This window comes from Mycoplasma sp. 1781 (genome assembly GCF_053851675.1).
On the sequence record NZ_JBSQBC010000001.1, the window covers coordinates 23545 to 43441 of the forward strand.

Genomic DNA, 19897 nt, shown 5'->3' on the forward strand with positions numbered 1-19897 from the left:
TTCCTCTATTTTTTATTAGCAATGATTGTATTTGGTATTTTATTTTCAATAGCTCTTAATAATGCTTCATTTTCATTAATATCAAAAACTATTATATCAATATTATTTTCTTTTGCCATTGATGCAGCGGTTTGATCAATAACCTTAAGGTCTTTTTCCAGCAATTCATCATAAGTTAATGTATTGAATTTAATTGCATTTTTATTGAATTTAGGGTCACTATCATACACACCATCAATATTGTTTTTACCCATTAATATTGCATCAGCTTCTATTTCGGAAGCATATAATGTTGAAGCGGTGTCTGTTGTAAAAAAAGGTCTACCAGTTCCGCCAGCAAAAATTACTACCTCGCCACTTTTTAGGTATTTTTTAGCCTTTTCATTTATATAAACCTCGCAAACCTTGGGATCTAGTGTTAATGAAGATAATACTCTAGTTTGTAATCCGTTATGTTCGAAACCTGATTGTAAGGCAAGTGCATTCATAGTCGTTGCTAGCATACCAATGTAATCAGCTCTAACTCTTTGAATACCATTTTTCGCAGCGCTTGTTCCTCTTCAAAAATTACCGCCGCCAACAACAATTGCAACCTCGACATTATTGGCAATAATAACTTTAAGTTGTTTAGCAAATTTTTCAACTAGTTCATAGTCAATAGCTAAATGTTTTTCTTTATTTGCTAATCCTTCTCCTGAAAGTTTTATTAAAACCCTTTTATATTTATAAGACATTAAATAACTCCTCTAAAAAGTTTTACTATTTTTAAAATTATATATTTTTTAAAATTAATATAACTATTTTAACTCAACAAAATAAGTACTTTTAACCTAGTTTCTTATCAAGCAATATAAGTTTTTGCCTTGCTTTTTTAACAGCATCAAATGCGCCCGGTCTTGACATTGCCAACTCATCAGCAATTTCAGCAAAAGATAAATCTTCAATTAAATGGAGATATAGGGCTTGCTTTTGTGATTGTGGTAATAATTGCCCATATTTATCAAACAATTTAATAATTTTTTCTCTTTCTTCAATATCTTCCATTATTCATTTATACCCTTCATTAAACCATAAATATATGAATCAAGATCGAATTCGGCTAAATCGTCTATCCCTTCCCCTAAACCTATGAATTTTACGGCTAGATTAATTTCATCTTTAATTGTTAATACAATCCCCCCTTTTGAGGTTCCGTCCATTTTTGTTAAAATAATTCCAGTTAGATTTGTCACTTCACCAAAAGCTTTTGCTTGTGAAATACCGTTTTGGCCGGTTGTAGCATCTAAAACTAATAAACTTTCATGAGGAGCGCCTGGTATTTTTGATTGCAGTACTTTATTAATTTTAGCTAATTCATGCATAAGGTTAATTTTGTTTTGCAATCTTCCTGCAGTATCAATTATTAGAACATCATAATTATCGTTTTTAACTTTATCAATTGCGCGATAAACAACTGCCGCAGGATCTGTTTCATTGTTAAGCGGTTTTACTATATCTGCCCCAACTTTATTAGCTCATATCTCTAACTGTTCAACGGCTGCAGCTCTAAATGTATCCGCAGCAGCAATTAAAACTTTTTTTTGTTCTTGAATTAACTTGTGAGCGATTTTAGATATTGAAGTAGTTTTACCAGAGCCATTAACACCAACAACCAAAATTACGTTAATTCGGTTGTCTTGAACATTAAGACTTGTATCAATAATTGAATTAGAGGCATAGAAAGTAAATAATTTGTCTGCAATAATTTCATTAATCAATTTAGGGTCTTGAATGTTTTCGTTTTTAACTTCTTTTTTACATTCATTAATTATTATTTGAACTAATTTTATTGAAATGTCTGACATAATAAGTAATTCTTCGAGTTCATCAAAGAAATTATCATCAATTTTATTATGCCTATTTTGTATTTGTTTAATGCTTTCAATGAATGAGGAATTTGATTTAGATAAACCTGCTATGTAATTTTCTAATTTATTTTTTTTGTTTAATTCTTTTGCAAGATTTTTCTTTTCCTTACTTTCTATTTTAGCTTGTTTTTTTGCAATTCTTTCCTCTTTTGTTCCAAAAAGTTTATCTTTTAGTTTTGACCAGAAACCCATAATTTCTCCTATATGTTTTGATATGATTTTATCTATATATTTTATTATAAAAATTATAATTATGTTTTTAGTAAAATTAATAGATAAACTATGAATATTAAAGCAATTGAAAACGATAAATATTTTAAACAAAAATATAACTTCAAATATCTCTTAAGGTTATCTTTTCCCATTTTTATTCAGACATTATTTTTTGCCACAGTCACCATTGCGGGATCATTAGCTGTCAGTTTTTATAATCGTGTTTATCATGCTGATGGGTCTTACAATGGCTATTATTTTTATACTTTTGCAAAGATATTTGTTGTATATAAAATAATAACTTTCTTACCATTATTATTCCAACTTGGTGTTTTAGTTGTAGCATCCAATCTTTATGGTCAAGGAAAGCAAAAAGAAATTGCAAAACTTCTTTGATCAGCTTTTTATTTATCACTAATTTTGAATGGCGTAATATATTTAATTGTATTTTTTAGTGCTCCTAAACTTTTATCACTTTCAGGCGCTAAAAATACTTTTATTATTGGTTGAAAAAAGGAAGTTGACTATAACAATTTTATAAGTAATTTAAAGAAATCTAACTTAAAATTAGAGCAGGTTTATCAACTTGATTTAAATCATAAAATATTTGTTGGTGGATTTGCTGATGGGATCAATTATATTCCGACTAATGTTGAAGTAGAAGTTAAAAATGAACATAGTTTTGCTATAAAATTTTTAAGAATTGGTACTATTGATATTTTTATAACTTCCATTGCCTTTATAATGAATTCTTCATTGCAAGCAATAAAGAAAAATAAACTTGCTATAATTGGCGTAATTGTTGGAACAATTGTTAGAACAATTTGAATTTTTATGATTCTTTTTGTAATAAAAAATGCATTCCTAGCCTCACTTGAAATTATCATAGGTTCATTAATTAATATTGTGATATCTAGTATCTTAGTGAAAAAATATGTTGTCAAGAATCATAAAATTAAGTTTAAAGAAACATGGAATAATAAATATATTAAGGAAATTCTTAAAATCGGTTTCCCGATCTCACTAGAAACAGGGATTTGATTTGTTTCGCAATATTTATTATCCAAGGCTATTCCGGACGCTAAATTAAATGATAGGTTTATTGGTCTTTGAAGGGCTTTGAATAATATCTATGATTTATTTGCTGCTTATTTGCTAGCGTTAAGTTATGTTACCTCATCTGTTGTGGCAACACAAATCGGAAAAAATAAACTTGATAAGGCTAAAAAAATTGGTAATTTGGCTTATAAAACTGGTTTTATAGTTCAGCTATTATTCGGCATTTTGGGAATTATTTTAACTTACCCCTTGTTTAAAATATATTCAATAGAGACAAAATTAATAAACCAATATTGTTACATTTTAATGAGTGTTTTTGCAATTAAATCATTGATGGATGTGGGGCCATTAACAACATTAAGATCTTTGTGGGGAGCCAATGATGTTTGAATGCCTAATTTAATTTCTATATTCACAATGATTGGATTACAAACTAGTTTTGTATATATTCTAATTCTTTTTGGAAGCAATAATATAAGTCAAGAAATATTTTTAATAAGTTTAAGTTCTATTGCAATAATTGATCCACTATTTAGGACTTTATTATATTTGTTACGTTGAAATGCAGATGCTTGGAAGAAATTTGCAAAAAAACTTTAAAGCAGCAAATATCTAAAATTAAATTATTGATTTTTTAAAAAAAGAATTATTATGTTATGTTCATAGTATAAAATAAGCGTTAATATAATGGCGATGCACTATTTTTTTAAAAATATATAATGTGCAAATGTTATTTTTCGTGGATATTTCCTCACCTTTTTGGGGAGCAGCATAATATAAGTGCCTTCTTTGTTATGCAATAGATAATAAAGATTAATGAATAATTTTTAAGAATTAATAGGCAAATAAAGCAAGGATATTTTTATATTTTTTCTTAATATTTAATTACGAAATCATATCGTTTAATAAAGTTATTCCTAATTAATTTTGGATAATTAGGTTTTAGCTTAAAATCGGAATAATTAAATAATTTTTAATCCAAAAAACAAAAAATAAATAAAAAAATCAGCCATTAGCTGATCAAAAATTATTTGATTGAATAGTGAAGATCATTATTTTCTTTAAGCGCGTTAGTTAGTTGTTTTTTAACAGTATCATTTTCAATGGTTAATTCTACGCTATGAGCATCACTATTTTTTCCAAAGAAGAAAAACATTTTTTCTGAAACACGAGTAACATTTTTTGGTAAGTTAAGCATTGTAAATTCATTTAGCGCCAATGCCGAGTCTTCAATAGTGTTAATGTTCTTTAAATTTATTTGAGTTAATTTATTTTTAGCGAGAACACCAAAACTTAGTTTTTTTAGTCTTGTCGCGGCTTCGATATTGATTGAAGTTATTTGATTGTTATAGAATGCTTTTTCATTTATTTCTGCAATTGATGATGGTAGTTCTACTTTAGTTAATCTGTTGTTTGCAAAAGCTTCCTCTTCAATTTTTGTTAGGTTATTTGAAGAAATATCAAATTGAATTTCTTTTAATCCTAAATTGGCAAAAGCACCTTTTTCAATAATTTCTAAACTGCTAGGAAGAATAATTTTTTCTATATTAATCTCATTTTTTTTAATATCAAAGATTCCTGGTGCAGCAAGAAATTCAGGAGCTGCATGCGATTGTTCATTAGTGTTTAAAAACAAACCATGCAATGAATTTCCTGAGAAGGCTCCAGCTGGAATAACCTTTAGATTAGTTTTGCTTAAATCTAGTGTTTTAGTATCTTTTTTGTAGTTTTCTCTACCAGCCGTTCCTAAAACGAAGGCTTTCGCAAAATCATTCAATGATTCGCCTCTCGAACACGAAACAACAAGAGCAGTAGAGATGCAAGGAACAGAAATACTTGTTAATGTTAATAATATTTTTTTTGCTATCTTCATAATTAACTAATTGTATCATAATTTTATATAGAAGGGATGTTTCTGATAGATAAATATGCTTAGTATATAATTTAAATTATGAAGAATTTTAAACTTGTTTCTGACTATAAGCCATCTGGCGACCAACCCCAAGCAATTAATAAATTAATTCAGGGGTTAAAAGAGGGCAAAAAACATCAAGTTTTATTAGGCGTTACAGGGTCTGGTAAAACATTTACCTTGGCCAATGTTATTCAAAATAGCAATAGACCCGCTTTAGTGATTAGTCATAATAAAACTTTAGCTAGCCAATTATATAACGAACTTAAAGAACTATTTCCCGAAAATAAAGTTGAGTACTTTGTTTCATATTTTGATTATTATCGTCCTGAATCTTATTTGCCTAAAGATAATTTGTTTATTGAAAAGTCATCTACAATTAATAAGGAAATTGAATCAATGAGAATTTCAGCTTTTAATTCATTACTCAATAGAAGGGACACTATTGTTGTCGCATCTGTTGCAGCAATTTATGGCGCTTTTAATCCACATGAGTACAAGAAATATTTATTAAATATTTATGTCGGAATGGGCATAAGCATCAAGGAAATAAAATATTCATTAGTACAAATGGGTTATCAAAATAAAAAGATCTATCCTGATATTGAATTTGGTGAATTTTCTGCATATGGTTCTGTCTTAACAATATGCCCTGGTTATAAGCATAATGGCCAAATAAGAATAGAAGTTAATGAAAATAATATAATTGAGAGTATTAAAATAATTAATTCTATAACTAAGGATGTTATTGAAATTGTTAGCAGTACTACCATTTTTCCATGTACCACTTATATCATGAATAAAGATTGAATTCAAATGATATCTGCAGAGATCAAAGATGAATTATCTAGCCAGCTAGATTTTTTCAAATCGAATAACAAACTCCTTGAGTATGAAAGGCTAAATGAGCGTATTAATGCTGACATTGCTTCTATTGAAGATTTTGGTTATACAAAAGGCATGGAAAATTATTCAAGATATCTTGATCGTAGACTGCCGGGTCAAAAACCTTATACAATGTTTGATTATTTGCCAAAGGATGCTGTGATTTACATCGATGAAAGTCACTTATTATTACCGCAATTGGAAGGAATGTATCTCGGTGATAAATCGAGAAAAGATACTCTTGTTGAATATGGTTACCGTTTACCATCTGCTCTTGATAATAGGCCATTAAAATATGAAGAATTTTTTGAGTATGATTTTCCTCGCATTTATATGTCTGCAACACCAAGCAAAAAAAGAGAAATTGAATATGCTAATGGTGAGGTTATTACACAGATTATTAGGCCAACTGGGCTGTTGGACCCAGAAATTGAGATTATGCTTAAAGAGAATCAACAAGCCAAAATATATGATTTACTAAAATCGCAGATCCAAAGAAACGAAAGAACATTAATATTAACCTTGACAAAAGAAAGCGCAGAAGAATTTTCGGATTTTTTAAAAGAAAAAAAATTTAAATCAGCTTACATTCATCATGAATTAGAAATTTTTGAAAGAAATGCTATTCTAGCGGGCCTTCGCATGGGAAAGTTCGACGTTGTAATAGGAATTAATTTATTGAAAGAGGGCATTGATTTACCTGAAGTTAGTTTAATTATTGTTTTGGATGCCGATTTAAACGGATTTTCAAGAGATACATCCTCACTTATTCAAATTGTTGGTAGAGCCGCAAGAAACGACCATGGAAAAGTAGTTTTCTTTGCTGATAAAGTTTCTGAAGCAATGAAAGAAACTATAGATGATAATTTAAAAAAGAGAGAAATTCAAATAAAGTTTAACAAAGAACACAATATTATTCCAAAAACAGTTATTAAACCGATTCCCAAAATTAATGTTGATCTTATTTTAAATTCTAAATTTGGTAATGATTATAAATTAAAGGCTAAAAAGTCATACATTAATGAATTAATTAGAGAGATGCAGCTAGCTTCAAAGAAATGAGATTTTGCAAAAGCTCAGGAAATAAAGGATTTGTTATTTGAATTAGGTTATGATTTTGATAAAAAATAGCTTAAATTAAAAACAAAAATTTATAATTTTATTTTTTTAAAATTTTATAGTAAATATTGTAAATTTAAAAGAGGACAAACCTAAACTATATATCTCCTAGATGATATTTTTTATAAAGTAGTAAAATTTATATTATGAAAAATAAAAGCAAAAAGATGAAAATATTATTATCACTATGTGCATCACCACTTGTGTTGTTGCCATTGATTGCTGCAAGTTGCGGTAATAAAAATAATAATGATGTTGATCATAGCAAAAAGCCAGAAGAAAAGGAAAGCCAAGAAAAAGATAATGGAAATAATGACCAGGACTTAAAACAAAATCCTGAAAAAGAAAAAAAAGAAGAAGGAAATAAGGATACAAAGGACCCTGGCCAAGATAAGGGCAACGATAGCAAAGAACAAAATAATGGATCAAGTGATTCTTCATCTACTCCACTACCAAAGAATCCTGGTGAAACTGAGCATAATAAAGATGATGAAAAGAAAGACAAAGAACCTTTGCAACCTGATCCAAGTGGCGACAATAAAGTTAAATATGGGCATTGAAATATTTTAAATTTCACAGGTGATTTAACAAAACAAGAAAAGAAAACCAAAAGAATTGCTTATCTAGCAAAACAAGAAAATTTTGATGTTTTGGGCCTAACTGAGGTTGATAATGCCGATGGTGTTAAAAATATTGTTGATGAAATGAATAAATTATCAAGTTCAAATATGTATGCATACATAGCTTCAAAAAAATTGAAAGGCGATAAATTTGGGGCTAAAGTTGCAGAGCATGTAGCAGTTATATATAACACAAAAGAAATGGAACCAGAAGCATTCTCAAATGGCGAAATTGGTTATAGTTATACACAAGAATTTACTATTAGTTCTAGCAGTGAAAAGGCTCAATATGCAAGACCTCCCTATGGTATAAAATTTAAATATAAATTAAAACCAGATGTTAAACTAACTTTTGTATTCGATCATTTTGACGCTCCAGGAGCTTCTAAGTCAAATAGAGCAATCGGTGAAAAAACAAATAAAGGGGTTGGAACATTCGAATATAGAGAGGGCCAACAACTAGTTAATGTATTAGATTATTTTGATTCAATAGATGGACCTCAAAGCAATATTTTCTTTGGCGGAGACACTAATATAAAACACGGAAAACAATCATTCGTTTTTAGTACACTTGAAGGAAAATATAAGTCTGTGTTTGGTGACACTGAAAAATTCAGCACATCACTTGGTACAAGCAAAAGATTCTCAGAACCATATGATAAACTTTTTTATAAAACCGATTATAAACTTGAAGAATCTGGCATCTTTGATATTTATAAAACAAAAGAGGATAGCAAACTTGTTGAAGAATTAACAAAATTGGGAATTGAAATTGGTCAAGATGAAAAAATTCGAAACGGTTCTGTGCTTTCGGATCATACTTATGTGTGGGCTGAGTTCCTAATTAAATAAAGCGTAGACCGCTTTATTTTTTTTAATTTCTTATAGAAATAAAAAAAGTTGCTAAAATTATTTTAATTAAATTCTTATAAGATTTCAATGAATAATTTTGATATGGGGGAATATGAACAAAATAAATTTTTTTGCACTAGGTGGATTGGATGAAAATGGTAAAAACTCTTATGTTTTGGAGATTAATGAAAAACTTTTTATTATTAATTCAGGCACTAAGGTGCCAATAAATTCGCATAACGGGATTGATACTTTAATTTGCAATTATGATTACCTTGTGAAGAGAGAAAAAGATATTGTTGGAGTGTTTATAACCGACGTTAAAAATGAATCATTTTCTGCTATTCCTTGATTATTAATGAGAATTCCCAACCTAAAAATTTATACAAGTCCATTTAATCGTATTGTTATTATGGATAGAATTTCAAAATACAATATCAATAATCATAGTTATGATGTAAAAACAATTAGCATGCCTATTGAATTTAATGATGTAGTTGTTACTCCTTTTGATCTAGCTGGTGGATTGATTGGACAAATAGGTTTTAACTTCGAATATAAGGATGGAAATATTCTCTTTATGGCAAATTTTGTTGATGGAGACTTGGGCCCTTATGGAAAAACTGATGTTCCTAAAATTAGGCAAATTATCAATAATGGAAAGAAATTGCAGTTATTAATCTTAGATTCCGGGCATTCGAATTACCCTGGAAGAAGTATAGATAAACTTTGAATTTCAAAAAAAATTGAATATAAATTCAAGGAAACCCCTAATAACAAAAGAATAATAGTTGGTTTGTATGATGAAGATATGATAACAGCACATGAAGTTTTAGTTCTAGCCAAAAGATATAATCGTCCTGTTGTTACATATGGAAGAAATTATTCGCAATTTATTAATTTAGTATCAAAAATTAACCCAGATCTTCAATTACCAGAATTCATTGATTATCGTGTTGCTAATGAAACAAAGAATGCGGTAATTCTTGTTACTGGCGCTATTGAAAGGCTATATTTAAGATTTATTAGAATCGCATCAAATAATGACGTTTATTTAAAACTTAGATCTGATGATGCAGTAATAATAATTGCGCCTCCTGTAAATGGCCTTGAAGTTAATTACGCATTGACATTAGATGAAATAGCAAGAAACACACCAAATTTAATTGAATTAAGCTCAGATCAGTATTATTCATGTAATCCTGCTAAAGAAGATATATACAATATAATCAAAACATTAAAACCAAAATATTTTATTCCTATACAAGGACTTTATCGTTATTTAGTGGTTGCATCTCATGTAGCGCGTGATGCAGGGATGAATTTTGGCAATTGTATAATTTTACAAAATGGTAAAGTGGCAGAATTTTTAAACAATGAGCTTATATCCCAAAAACATTCTATTAAATCTGTTGGGGATACAATTATCGACGGTTTTGGCGTTGGCGATATTTCTCAGGAAGTAATTAATGAACGCGAAAATCTTTCGAGAGACGGAGTTATTGCAATAAGCACTTTAGTTGATTATAAAACCAAACAACCAATTGGCCAACTTCATATTTCTTCTTATGGGATAATCACTAAAGACAATAAAGAAACTATTACCTTAATTGTTAATGACATGGTTTCCAAAGAATTTAAGGATAAAAAGGCTAATGATATTGATTTAAAAGAAATACAGGAAAAATTACGGAAAAGTATAAAAAGAAAAATATTTAAGGTGCTATCAAAAGAACCAATGATTGTTATAACTTTATATGAAATTTAGAGGATAATATGGCATCAGAAGCAAATATTGAAAATGATACAAAACAAGAGCAAATTCCTAAAAAAATAAAAAGAAAAAAGACATATTTTTGATCCAAAGACAAACCTTTTATTTGGACTATGATATGTTTTATAGTTGTGTTTTTTACTGTTGTATCTTTTTTAAATGTTAAGGGCTTGACGACAATACATACATACACTTTTGGAATGTTTTTTGGTTTATTTTCTCCTATTTTTTTTCTATATTTGTTTTTTTTAGCAATTAAGAATATCTTTAAAATGAAAAACACATATTCTGTTGGTGTTTTCCATTTTAGCTTATGGCGGCTTTTGTTTATTTTTATTGCGCTAATTTTATTGGGCACATCAATTTATTATGCTAAATTGAAGCCGGCACCATATAATTCTAAAAATGCTTTTTTAGCAATATTTGATAAATGGTATTCTGATTTTAAGAATGAACAAAATTTATGATTGCCAAATAAATGAAATGCAGGTTTGATTAATTCATTTATATATGTGGCGATGGCTTTTCCTGGTAATAAGATTGGAATCGTTTTATCGTTTATCATTCCTATCATTATTTTGGTAATTAGCTTATGTTTCTTTTTTATTAGTGATTTAAAATTGAAGAAAATATCACTAAGAAATAAAAAGCTAAAAAGAGATATGGAAGTAAATAATCTTAATGTTAACTTAGATAAGAAAGATATTTTTTCTGAAGATAATGCCACCAGGGAGACAATACTGATTGATGATACATCAATAGTGCAAAGTCAAGAAGTATACATTCTTGATGATAGCACCTTAAGTGATTCGAGAGAGGTAACTGCTGATAGTATATGTATAATTCCAGATGAACCTGATTTTAGCACGCAGGAATTTGAAGCTTCAATGTATGATGATCAAAATCGAGAAAATATTACTAATGGCTTAATTGATGAGCAAAACATTAGTACTCTAAATTCTGGTGATTTGGATATTAATCCGGCTGGCCTAAAAAAAATTGATGAGCAACAAAAAATATTGATTGATAAACAAGAAGAATCTATTGTTTTAAAAAATGAGGAAGTTAATAAAAAAGAAAATATTTTTGATCAGGATGATCTAGGCATTGAAAAAAAGAAAGATTTTAAAATTAATAGTGCTGTTAGCAATAAGAAGCAATATGAAAAGCCAAAACAAAACTTTACTTTGATAAAAGATAAAGAAGATCTATTTTAAGGAATAATTAAGATATGAATGAAAGTACTTTGGAACAAAACAAATTCAAGAAAATAGACTGAAATAAAATTTTTTCCAACCAAATTAATACTTTATACGAACCATTAGCATTTAATATTAAGCCAGCTCTTGATAAAATTTTTGAGGAAGAAGTCTATAAGAATAATGAAAACGAAATTAAAATTGTTGACGAAAATATTAATAAAATAAAAGAACTAGAGCAAGAAATTATCAAGAACAAGAAGGAAAACAAAATTAATTCTAGGAAATTCGTTAATGGTTTGATTATTTTTCTTTTCTTTTTAATAATAGGTTTATTTTTTATCCCTATTTTTAATAATAATAAAAAAACTATTAAAGATTTCAAAGAATTCAAAAGTAAAAAGCTATCTATTATTCAAACGAAAATAAATGAAAATAATAGTATACTAGCAACAATTTTTAATAAGTATTCAATGTTGGAATGAAAAAATAAAGTTTTAGCACTAATGGATATTAAAAAAATATATGGAATTTGCAAAAAGGAATTTAGTCCTATTTTTAATAGAGATGACTTTTACGGTTTTAGTGCGATAGAAAAATATAAAGTTAGAAATTCTTATTTTTATGATGTTTTATATAACATTGAAGAATGAAGAGATGTTGTAACACGAGGTGTTGGATATATTACTGTTAGGACTAAGGACTCGTGAGTAGAAGAAGCTGTTTATGCCTATCATACAGAGCCTACACCATTTATAGTGCCCATGCATGCCTTAAATATTCCAACAAATTATCGTCCTGATCTAAGCTTTATTGAAACTCGAGAATATTTAAACGAGAAAGAATATAATAAGCTTTTTAGAAAAGGAGAATTTTTACTCGAAAGACCTGAATTTTATAAAAATTACAATTTTAATTATGATAATCAAATTGGTTTTATAGACTATTTTAAGGTTAAAACGCAAGAAAATTTTATTAACTATGCGCAATATTTTGGTTATCCAGGACCGCTATTTAGTAAGTATAAAAATAATATATTGCTTTCAAGAGTTTATAATGAGGAAAAAATCGGTTATTCCTCATTGCATAATTGGATGGGATTTTTATTTGATTTAAATAATTTGATTACTATTGGGGACATATATTCAAGAATGCTTTTAATCATTGCAAATAATTTAATACCTGTATTTAAGGCAATAACTAAGGCATACTTAAATCCAAATATTGCATCAGAAAAATATGAAAAACGGGGCGATAGATATTTATCCGAATATGTTTATGAAGATGCTAGTGTTAGTGAGGATAAAACAGACTTTTTTAATTATTTTGATGTAATTAATAAAGCAATTACTGGAAATAAGTTTTCAATGAAAACAAAAGATAATGTTCGTGAATTATATGTTAAATATGTAGAACAAATTATTGATAGAGAATATAAGAAAGATACTGGAATAAAGCGCTCAAATGCCCTTATTTTAAAGATTAGTATTGATTCATATTGAAAAGAGCAACTTATTGATGAAGTATATAAAAGTGGGATTGTTATTAAGGTGCCATTTGAAAGGTTTCATTTATTTACAGAAGAAAAATTTATTATTTGAATTCCTTCTGTTTCCTTAAATGAAGATAATGATTTTGTATCATATGGTGATTTGTTTCGAGAAAATTCAATTTCAAATTCATTTATGGATGCAGCGAAATATACAGATAAATATTTAGCCTTTAATAAGAGCTTGCATAATAATAGAAGTAATGAACTGGATGATTGTCTTTTGTTTGTTAACAGAATAAAAAAATCGCTTATTGCTAATAAAGATTATAAAATATCAATTGATAGCAACGGTACATATATTTATATAAATGAAAAAATTAGTGAAGATGAGATAAATAAAATTTTTGCTATGTTTAGATAGTATAATTATTTAATCATAAAGGAGGCAATATGCTATTTGATTCAAGAACACCTCAATCAAATGAAGGGTTTAAGCCTAATGTTGATAATTCAATCAAAATTCCAGAACCAACTAAAGGTGAAAGAACGTTATTTATAATTTTATGTATTATAACAATCGGAATAATACTATTAGTTGCCATTCGCAAAAGAAATGAACTACTTGAAAGAATGAATAGAATTCAAGAGGCATCTTCTCTTATTCAAGCGGCTGAAAAGAAAAGAAGAGCAACATTGATTAAACAACTTGATGTTGTTAAAGGATATGCCGAATATGAACAATCAACTCAGAAAGAAATAATTAAACTACGTTCACAATTAGTTGACATAGAGGGAGAAAAAGACGTCAAAAAAGTATCAGATACGTTAAATTCAGTTCAAAGAGCAATTAATATTCAAATTGAACAATATCCAAATCTAAAAGCTGATAGATCATATCTTCAATTTCAAACCGAAATTGCTATTCAAGAAGATGAAATTTATGCAACTATTAGAAACTATAATGCTCAAGCAAGAAGTTTTAATGCTGAAATTTATAAATTTTGAACAAACATTGTTGCTAATAAGAACAATATTTATAACCAACCACTATTTCAAGCTAGTGAAGTAGAAAGACAAGATGTTGATACTAGCAGTTTAACAGGCGCGTTTAAATAATAAAAATATCAAAACAAATCAAACACGGTCAAAAAATCCAGACACACTTGTGCCCGGATTTTTTTAAATTAAATTTAATCATGTGCGATAGTCAAATATAAAAGAACAGATTAGATCTTTTTAAACAAATAAGGGATTGCGCCCATGGCATTTAAAAGCGCTATTTAAAAGAAGCTAACAGCTTTAATATATAAAAAAATATGTAAAAAATATATATTTTAGCAAAAGGTAATTTAATATAAAAAGTGACAAAGTCCTAAAAAGGAACTGGTTTCGAAAAGGCCAATAACTAAAAAATAATAACAATTTACGAAAAGTAGGAGAAGAAAAGGGTTTAAATTTTGCACTTGTTGATTATGCAAAGATAGATATATGTTAAATATTGTAGTTATTGATGTTTTTGTATATTAGAATACTAAAAAATATATTAATAAAGTTATGTTTATTTGCATTTTATTCCTTAAAATGAAAAGAAAAATATCACTTGTTAGGCGGAACAACATATTAATTAGAAAATTTTACATTTATTAATATTAACCATGCTTACATAAAACCATTTTTTCATGACTTTTTGATATAATTTATTTATTATAATTGCAAAGCAATTATATTGTAAGGAGAAAAAATGCCTGAGGAAAAAAAATATGTTGCTAGTGATATTCAAGTTCTTGAAGGGTTAGATCCTGTACGTGTTAGACCAGGAATGTATATTGGCTCAACCGGCTATAGAGGAATTCATCATCTCATTTGGGAAATTTTAGATAACTCGGTTGATGAGGCAATGGCTGGTTATGCTACTGAGATAAGCGTTACCTTGCATAAGGATAATTTTATTGAGATTGAGGATAATGGACGTGGCATGCCTGTCGACATCCATCCTTCAACACAAAAATCTGCTGTTGAAACAATCTTAACAGTTTTGCATGCTGGCGGAAAGTTTGACTCAAGCAACTATAAAGTTAGTGGTGGATTACACGGTGTTGGAGCTTCTGTGGTTAATGCTTTAAGTGATTCTTTTGAAGTTTGAGTAAAAAGAGCAGGTAAATTACATTATCAAAAATACGAAAATGGTGGAAAACCCATTGATGATTTAAGAGTTATTGGTGAAGTACCTATCGGTGAAACTGGCACAAGAATTAAATTCCATCCTGATTATACAGTTATGGATAAAATAGATTTTGATTTTAGTACTATTAGCGATCATATTAAGCAGGTGGCTTATTTGAATAAGAGCCTTATGTTTAACCTAATTGATTTAACAAAAGATACTAAAAAAACTTTTTGTTTTGATGGAGGTATTGTTGACTACGTCAAAGAACTTAATAAAGGTAAAAAGACTATAAACCCAGAAGTTATTTATGCCTTAGGCACATTTAGTGATGTTGACAAACCAACTGAGGAGCAGATTGCTAATAACAAACCGCCTAAGCAAGTTGAAATTTTAGTAGAGGTTGCTTTTCAATATAATGAAGCCTATCAATCAACAGTTATTTCATATGCTAATAATATTCAAACTACTGAGGGCGGGACACATGAGAATGGGTTTTATGATTCTATAGTAAGAATCTTTAATAAATATGCTGAGGAAAATAGATTGTTTAAGGGAAATGAAAAAATAAGCAAAGAGGATTCTAAAGAAGGACTTATTGCAGTTATTTCTATTAAGCATAGTGATCCTGTTTTTGATGGTCAAACAAAATCAAAATTTGGCTCAGCAAATGCGCGTTATGCAACGAACAAAGTTGTTTCAGAGTCTTTAGAAAGATATTTAGCTGAAAATCCTAATATTGCTAAAAATATTATTAACAAATGTTTGCAATCACAACGTGCTAGATTAGCTGCTAATGCTGCCAAGGAAGCTTCAAGAAAAAAAGATGGGTTGGAATTTAGCGGTCTTCCTGGGAAACTTGCCGACTGTTCATCTAAGAATGCGGAAATAAGAGAATTATTTATTGTCGAAGGGAATTCTGCTGGTGGCTCAGCGAAAGGCGGAAGGGATAGATCTATTCAAGCTATACTGCCTTTAAGAGGAAAGGTAATAAATGCTGAAAAAAATGATAAGGTTAAATTTTTATCAAATCAAGAAATTCAGACTATTATTCATGCTTTAGGTACTGGTATTGGACATGATTTTAATATTAATAAACTAAAATATCACAAAATTATTATTATGACTGACGCTGACGTTGATGGTGCTCATATTTCAACATTGCTATTAACCTTCTTTTATCGTTATTTAAAACCGCTGATTGAATATGGTTTTGTATATATAGCCTTACCTCCGCTATATAAAATAGTTGCAGGAAAGAGAGTTGAATACGCCTACAACGATGCTCAAAAAGAAGAAATATTAAGCAAATTTGATGATAGAAAAGCTATCTCTATACAACGCTATAAAGGGCTTGGAGAAATGGATGCTGAACAGTTGTGAGAAACCACTATGAATCCTGATGCTAGAAAAATGCTTCAGGTACAAATTAATGATGTAGCTGTTTGCGACCGCGTATTTACAACACTAATGGGTGAAGAAGTTGAACCAAGACATGACTTTATTGAAGAAAATGCTAAATATGTATCTAATATTGATTTTTAAGGAATAAGAATGAAGTTAGTTAAAAATCAAGGATATACCAACACCACATATTTTGATGAAGAAAATAAACAATTCATTAAAATAAAAAAGTTTGATTCTTTCAATCATAAGACACCTAATAGTATTTTAAATTGTTTTAGTTTTGTTCCTAAAACAATATCCGAAGATGAAACCATGGTTATTAATGAATGAATTCCAGGAGATATCCTAAATCCAAATACATTAACAAATGAACAATTAAAAGAGATAGGTAATAAATTGATTACTCTTCATAATTCGAAATTAAAGTTTTATAAGGAAAATCAAATAGCTAGAAGGTTTAAGGTTTATCGCGAAACAATATCTAAGTTAGGTCGTAAAATTCCAATTTTAGACAAACATTACAAAAAAATTAACTTATTTTTAAAAAATATTGATAATTCAGCTCCTGTTCATAATGATTTATGATTATTTAACTTTATCGACAATGAAAAAGGGATATTTATAACAGATTGAGAGTATGCAACAATGGGCGATGTACATTTTGATTTAGCATATTTTATTGAATCATCAAATCTTAGCAAGGAACAGGAAAAAATATTTTTGGATGCTTATGGAGATGATTTTGAACATAAATATTTACTTGCTCATAAAATTATAGTTAATGCATTAATTGTTTTATGAATAAATAAACATGCAATAAAACCATTTGATGACAAACTTTATCTAGATAGGGTTGATAAGTTAATAGTTGAATATGATAAAGAATATAAGGCAAATTTATAAAGAAGATCTATGTATTTAGAAGAAAAAAACAATCATATTATTGATAATTCGCATTTGTTTGAAATTGAAAGAATGTTTGAAATGATTAGAACTACTTTTGATGAAGAAGTTGCAAAGAGAATTTCTCATGTCCGTTTTTATCGTCATGAATTAAATAAGACATATTTTATTGCTAAGTATAATAATCTTTGAGTACAAATAAGAATACCTAAACATAAATTTGATGCTGAATGTGAGAATGAATTTATTGTTATTAAACATTTTAAGGATTATATTTTTGCTAAAGACGGAATATATATAAAAAAATGATTTCCGGGTGAAGATTTATTTCATATAAAATTTAAAAAGGTCACTATTTATTCAATATTTAATTGTGTAAAGAGTTTTCATGAGTGTAATATTGAGGTGCAAAAATTTAATTGAAATAAGTTTATTATTCAAGACAAAAAATATCATGAATTGCTTCATAAGTACAAAAATGAAGAACAGGTTTTGAGCCATAACAATATCCAAAAACATAATATTATAGTTAACAAGTATAACTTTGTTAAGTTGGTGGATATGGATAGCGTATCTCTTAACTCCCCATATTTTGATTTTGTACTACTGCACATTAACATTGGAATTGATAAAAAAATGATTATTGACTATTTTAATTTAGACAAGGATGTTTTTGATGATTACATATATTTGGTTAATACATACCGCGAGGCAGAATATAAGAGTGATTATCGTTATTTAACAATTAATAAGGATATAATTCCTGAGTCCCTAAATGTGTATAAAACTAGAACCTCAATAATTAACAACAAATTTATTGTGCATAAGCACCACAATCAATTTGATAACCGTCTTAAAATTAAGACAATTGAAGATTTTTATTTTGTTCCAACTTTTATTTATGAAGATGAGAATAAAATTATTTGAAGATGGCTAACTAGAAAGGATAAATTTCAATTAACTCATAGAACTATTAAGATATTGGCTAAAATTATGAGAACCTATCACGATTCAAATGTTCAATTTCCTAACTACATATTGTATGAAAAAATAAAGTGATATTTGGATAATGTAAATAAAAAAGATTTAGTTATTGAAATTGGTAGTAATGATCTCATCTCTCAGATTGTAAATTGAATAAAAGAAATTGAGATTGATGCAAATTGTCATAATAATCTTAATTTTGAAAATATTTTATGAGATGATAACCAAGGTATTTATGTGATTGACTGATCAATTGCTTATCGCAGTTCTAGATATTTAGATATTGCATTTATGTTTGAAAATTTAAAAGTTAATAAAAATATCGAGGAACAATTTTGACGATCATATAATAAACATAAACCACTAGATTTTTATAGATATCGTATTATGGCATTATTTGTTCATTATTTGCAAAATAAGGTTTTAAATAATGATGATAAATTAGTTAGAAATATAGCTAATAGAATTAAAGAAATTTTAATTGAAGATAAGAGCTAAAACATATATAGGAGTAGTTAATGAGAAAGAATAACAAAAAAATCGAGTCTAAAGGTGATATGAATAATTCTTTATTAGCAAAACCTAAAAAGAATATTAAAAAACTATTGACAACTATTTTTATGTATTGTGGAATAATTGCATCAATCGGTGTAATTTCTGGTGTTTCGATATTTTATTCAACAAATCAGTCGAGAAGCGTAAATTACTTATATGATAGCGAACGTGATGTTAAATTCGAAAAGAGCGAAAAATCTGAAAACAACACAATTTCAACATTTGTGCTTGAAAAGGAAATACCAGCAAGCGAATTGTTTTATTTGGACAAGAAAGTTGAAATATCGAATCAAAATGGAGAATATGGAGTTCATCTTTTGACAAACTACTCGTTTTATAAGACTGGCTATAATTTAGATAGTTATTTTGATAATAAGAAATTTGTGTTTGCTTTAGATAAAAATTCCGATAAGGAAATTGCAGTGGTGAAGCTGCAAGATGAGTTTAAAAAATTTAAAGATAAAAATAAATATGACATTGATTTTAAATATTTTATTCAACAATTAACTAGTTTAAAGCTAGCTATTTCATATTATTTTACTATGAACAATAAAACATTTTTTATTGAAAATAAGAAGAATGTTACTGGTTTTGAAATAAAGACATTATTTTCTAAAATACACGAATACTTTAGAAATGTTGTGGCAAAAAAAGAAATTAAGTATGAAGACTTTATTTTCAAAATAAAGGTTATCAATAAAAACGGAATAATAGATAAGGTGAAATTTTTAGTGAAATTTTCATTTGAAACAATAGAATCTAAAAACGATTCGAAGCAAGAAACAAAGAATTAAAAAGCAAGGTAAATATATCAAAACAATCTTAGCATGTAAACAAAAACCTCTTAATTAA

General features: G+C 27.9%; 15 protein-coding genes. 11 read left to right on the plus strand and 4 right to left on the minus strand.

The features are described from left to right. Positions 1–5: 5 nt before the first annotated feature. The 3 genes from pyrH to ftsY all read right to left on the minus strand — a co-directional run bounded on the left by pyrH (position 6) and on the right by ftsY (position 2099). Positions 6–734 carry a UMP kinase gene (gene pyrH, locus ACWXVP_RS00095; RefSeq protein WP_438340512.1) on the minus strand — a complete coding sequence of 243 codons (729 nt, stop codon included), beginning with the start codon at positions 732–734 and terminating at the stop codon, positions 6–8. Positions 735–825: 91 nt separating this feature from the next. After that, entirely contained in the window at positions 826–1044 is a 219-nt protein-coding gene (locus ACWXVP_RS00100) for a sigma factor-like helix-turn-helix DNA-binding protein (protein WP_438340513.1), read from the minus strand. Continuing rightward, positions 1044–2099, minus strand: coding sequence for a signal recognition particle-docking protein FtsY (gene ftsY / locus ACWXVP_RS00105; RefSeq protein ID WP_456012492.1), 1056 nt, complete (start codon positions 2097–2099; stop codon positions 1044–1046). Before ftsY ends, ACWXVP_RS00100 begins: the two co-directional genes overlap by 1 nt. Positions 2100–2189: 90 nt before the next feature. On the opposite strand from ftsY, the gene ACWXVP_RS00110 reads away from it, so the two are divergent. Beyond that, the gene (locus ACWXVP_RS00110) at positions 2190–3779 is read left to right on the plus strand and encodes an MATE family efflux transporter (RefSeq protein ID WP_456012493.1); all 1590 of its coding nucleotides are present in this window, start codon (positions 2190–2192) and stop codon (positions 3777–3779) included. A gap of 427 nt (positions 3780–4206) precedes the next feature. Here the strand turns inward: ACWXVP_RS00110 and ACWXVP_RS00115 are convergent, their stop codons facing one another. Further along, entirely contained in the window at positions 4207–5052 is an 846-nt protein-coding gene (locus tag ACWXVP_RS00115) for a leucine-rich repeat protein (protein WP_456012494.1), read from the minus strand. 78 nt (positions 5053–5130) lie between these two features. Between ACWXVP_RS00115 and uvrB the strand changes: the two genes are divergently transcribed. The 10 genes from uvrB (at position 5131) to ACWXVP_RS00165 (ending at position 19839) form a co-directional block, all read left to right on the plus strand. Continuing rightward, the gene (gene uvrB, locus ACWXVP_RS00120) at positions 5131–7107 is read left to right on the plus strand and encodes an excinuclease ABC subunit UvrB (RefSeq protein WP_456012495.1); all 1977 of its coding nucleotides are present in this window, start codon (positions 5131–5133) and stop codon (positions 7105–7107) included. Positions 7108–7241: 134 nt separating this feature from the next. Beyond that, positions 7242–8567, plus strand: a complete 1326-nt coding sequence (locus ACWXVP_RS00125) for an MnuA family membrane nuclease (RefSeq protein WP_456012496.1) — start codon at positions 7242–7244, stop codon at positions 8565–8567. A 112-nt stretch (positions 8568–8679) separates the two neighbouring features. Next, positions 8680–10335, plus strand: coding sequence for a ribonuclease J (locus ACWXVP_RS00130; protein WP_438340519.1), 1656 nt, complete (start codon positions 8680–8682; stop codon positions 10333–10335). 8 nt (positions 10336–10343) lie between these two features. Further along, positions 10344–11558 (plus strand): hypothetical protein, encoded by a 1215-nt coding sequence (locus ACWXVP_RS00135; RefSeq protein WP_456012497.1) that lies wholly within the window; start codon positions 10344–10346, stop codon positions 11556–11558. A 14-nt stretch (positions 11559–11572) separates the two neighbouring features. After that, on the plus strand, positions 11573–13453 hold the full coding sequence (locus ACWXVP_RS00140; RefSeq protein ID WP_456012498.1) for a hypothetical protein: 1881 nt from the start codon (positions 11573–11575) through the stop codon (positions 13451–13453). 29 nt (positions 13454–13482) lie between these two features. After that, on the plus strand, positions 13483–14148 hold the full coding sequence (locus ACWXVP_RS00145) for a LemA family protein (protein ID WP_456012499.1): 666 nt from the start codon (positions 13483–13485) through the stop codon (positions 14146–14148). A 625-nt stretch (positions 14149–14773) separates the two neighbouring features. Beyond that, complete coding sequence (gene gyrB, locus ACWXVP_RS00150; protein WP_438340523.1) at positions 14774–16741, plus strand: DNA topoisomerase (ATP-hydrolyzing) subunit B; 1968 nt, start codon at positions 14774–14776, stop codon at positions 16739–16741. 9 nt (positions 16742–16750) lie between these two features. Further along, the gene (locus ACWXVP_RS00155) at positions 16751–17506 is read left to right on the plus strand and encodes a phosphotransferase family protein (RefSeq protein WP_444704915.1); all 756 of its coding nucleotides are present in this window, start codon (positions 16751–16753) and stop codon (positions 17504–17506) included. A 9-nt stretch (positions 17507–17515) separates the two neighbouring features. Then, the gene (locus ACWXVP_RS00160; protein WP_456012043.1) at positions 17516–18988 is read left to right on the plus strand and encodes a hypothetical protein; all 1473 of its coding nucleotides are present in this window, start codon (positions 17516–17518) and stop codon (positions 18986–18988) included. 20 nt (positions 18989–19008) lie between these two features. Further along, the gene (locus ACWXVP_RS00165) at positions 19009–19839 is read left to right on the plus strand and encodes a hypothetical protein (RefSeq protein ID WP_456012500.1); all 831 of its coding nucleotides are present in this window, start codon (positions 19009–19011) and stop codon (positions 19837–19839) included. Positions 19840–19897 lie beyond the last annotated feature (58 nt).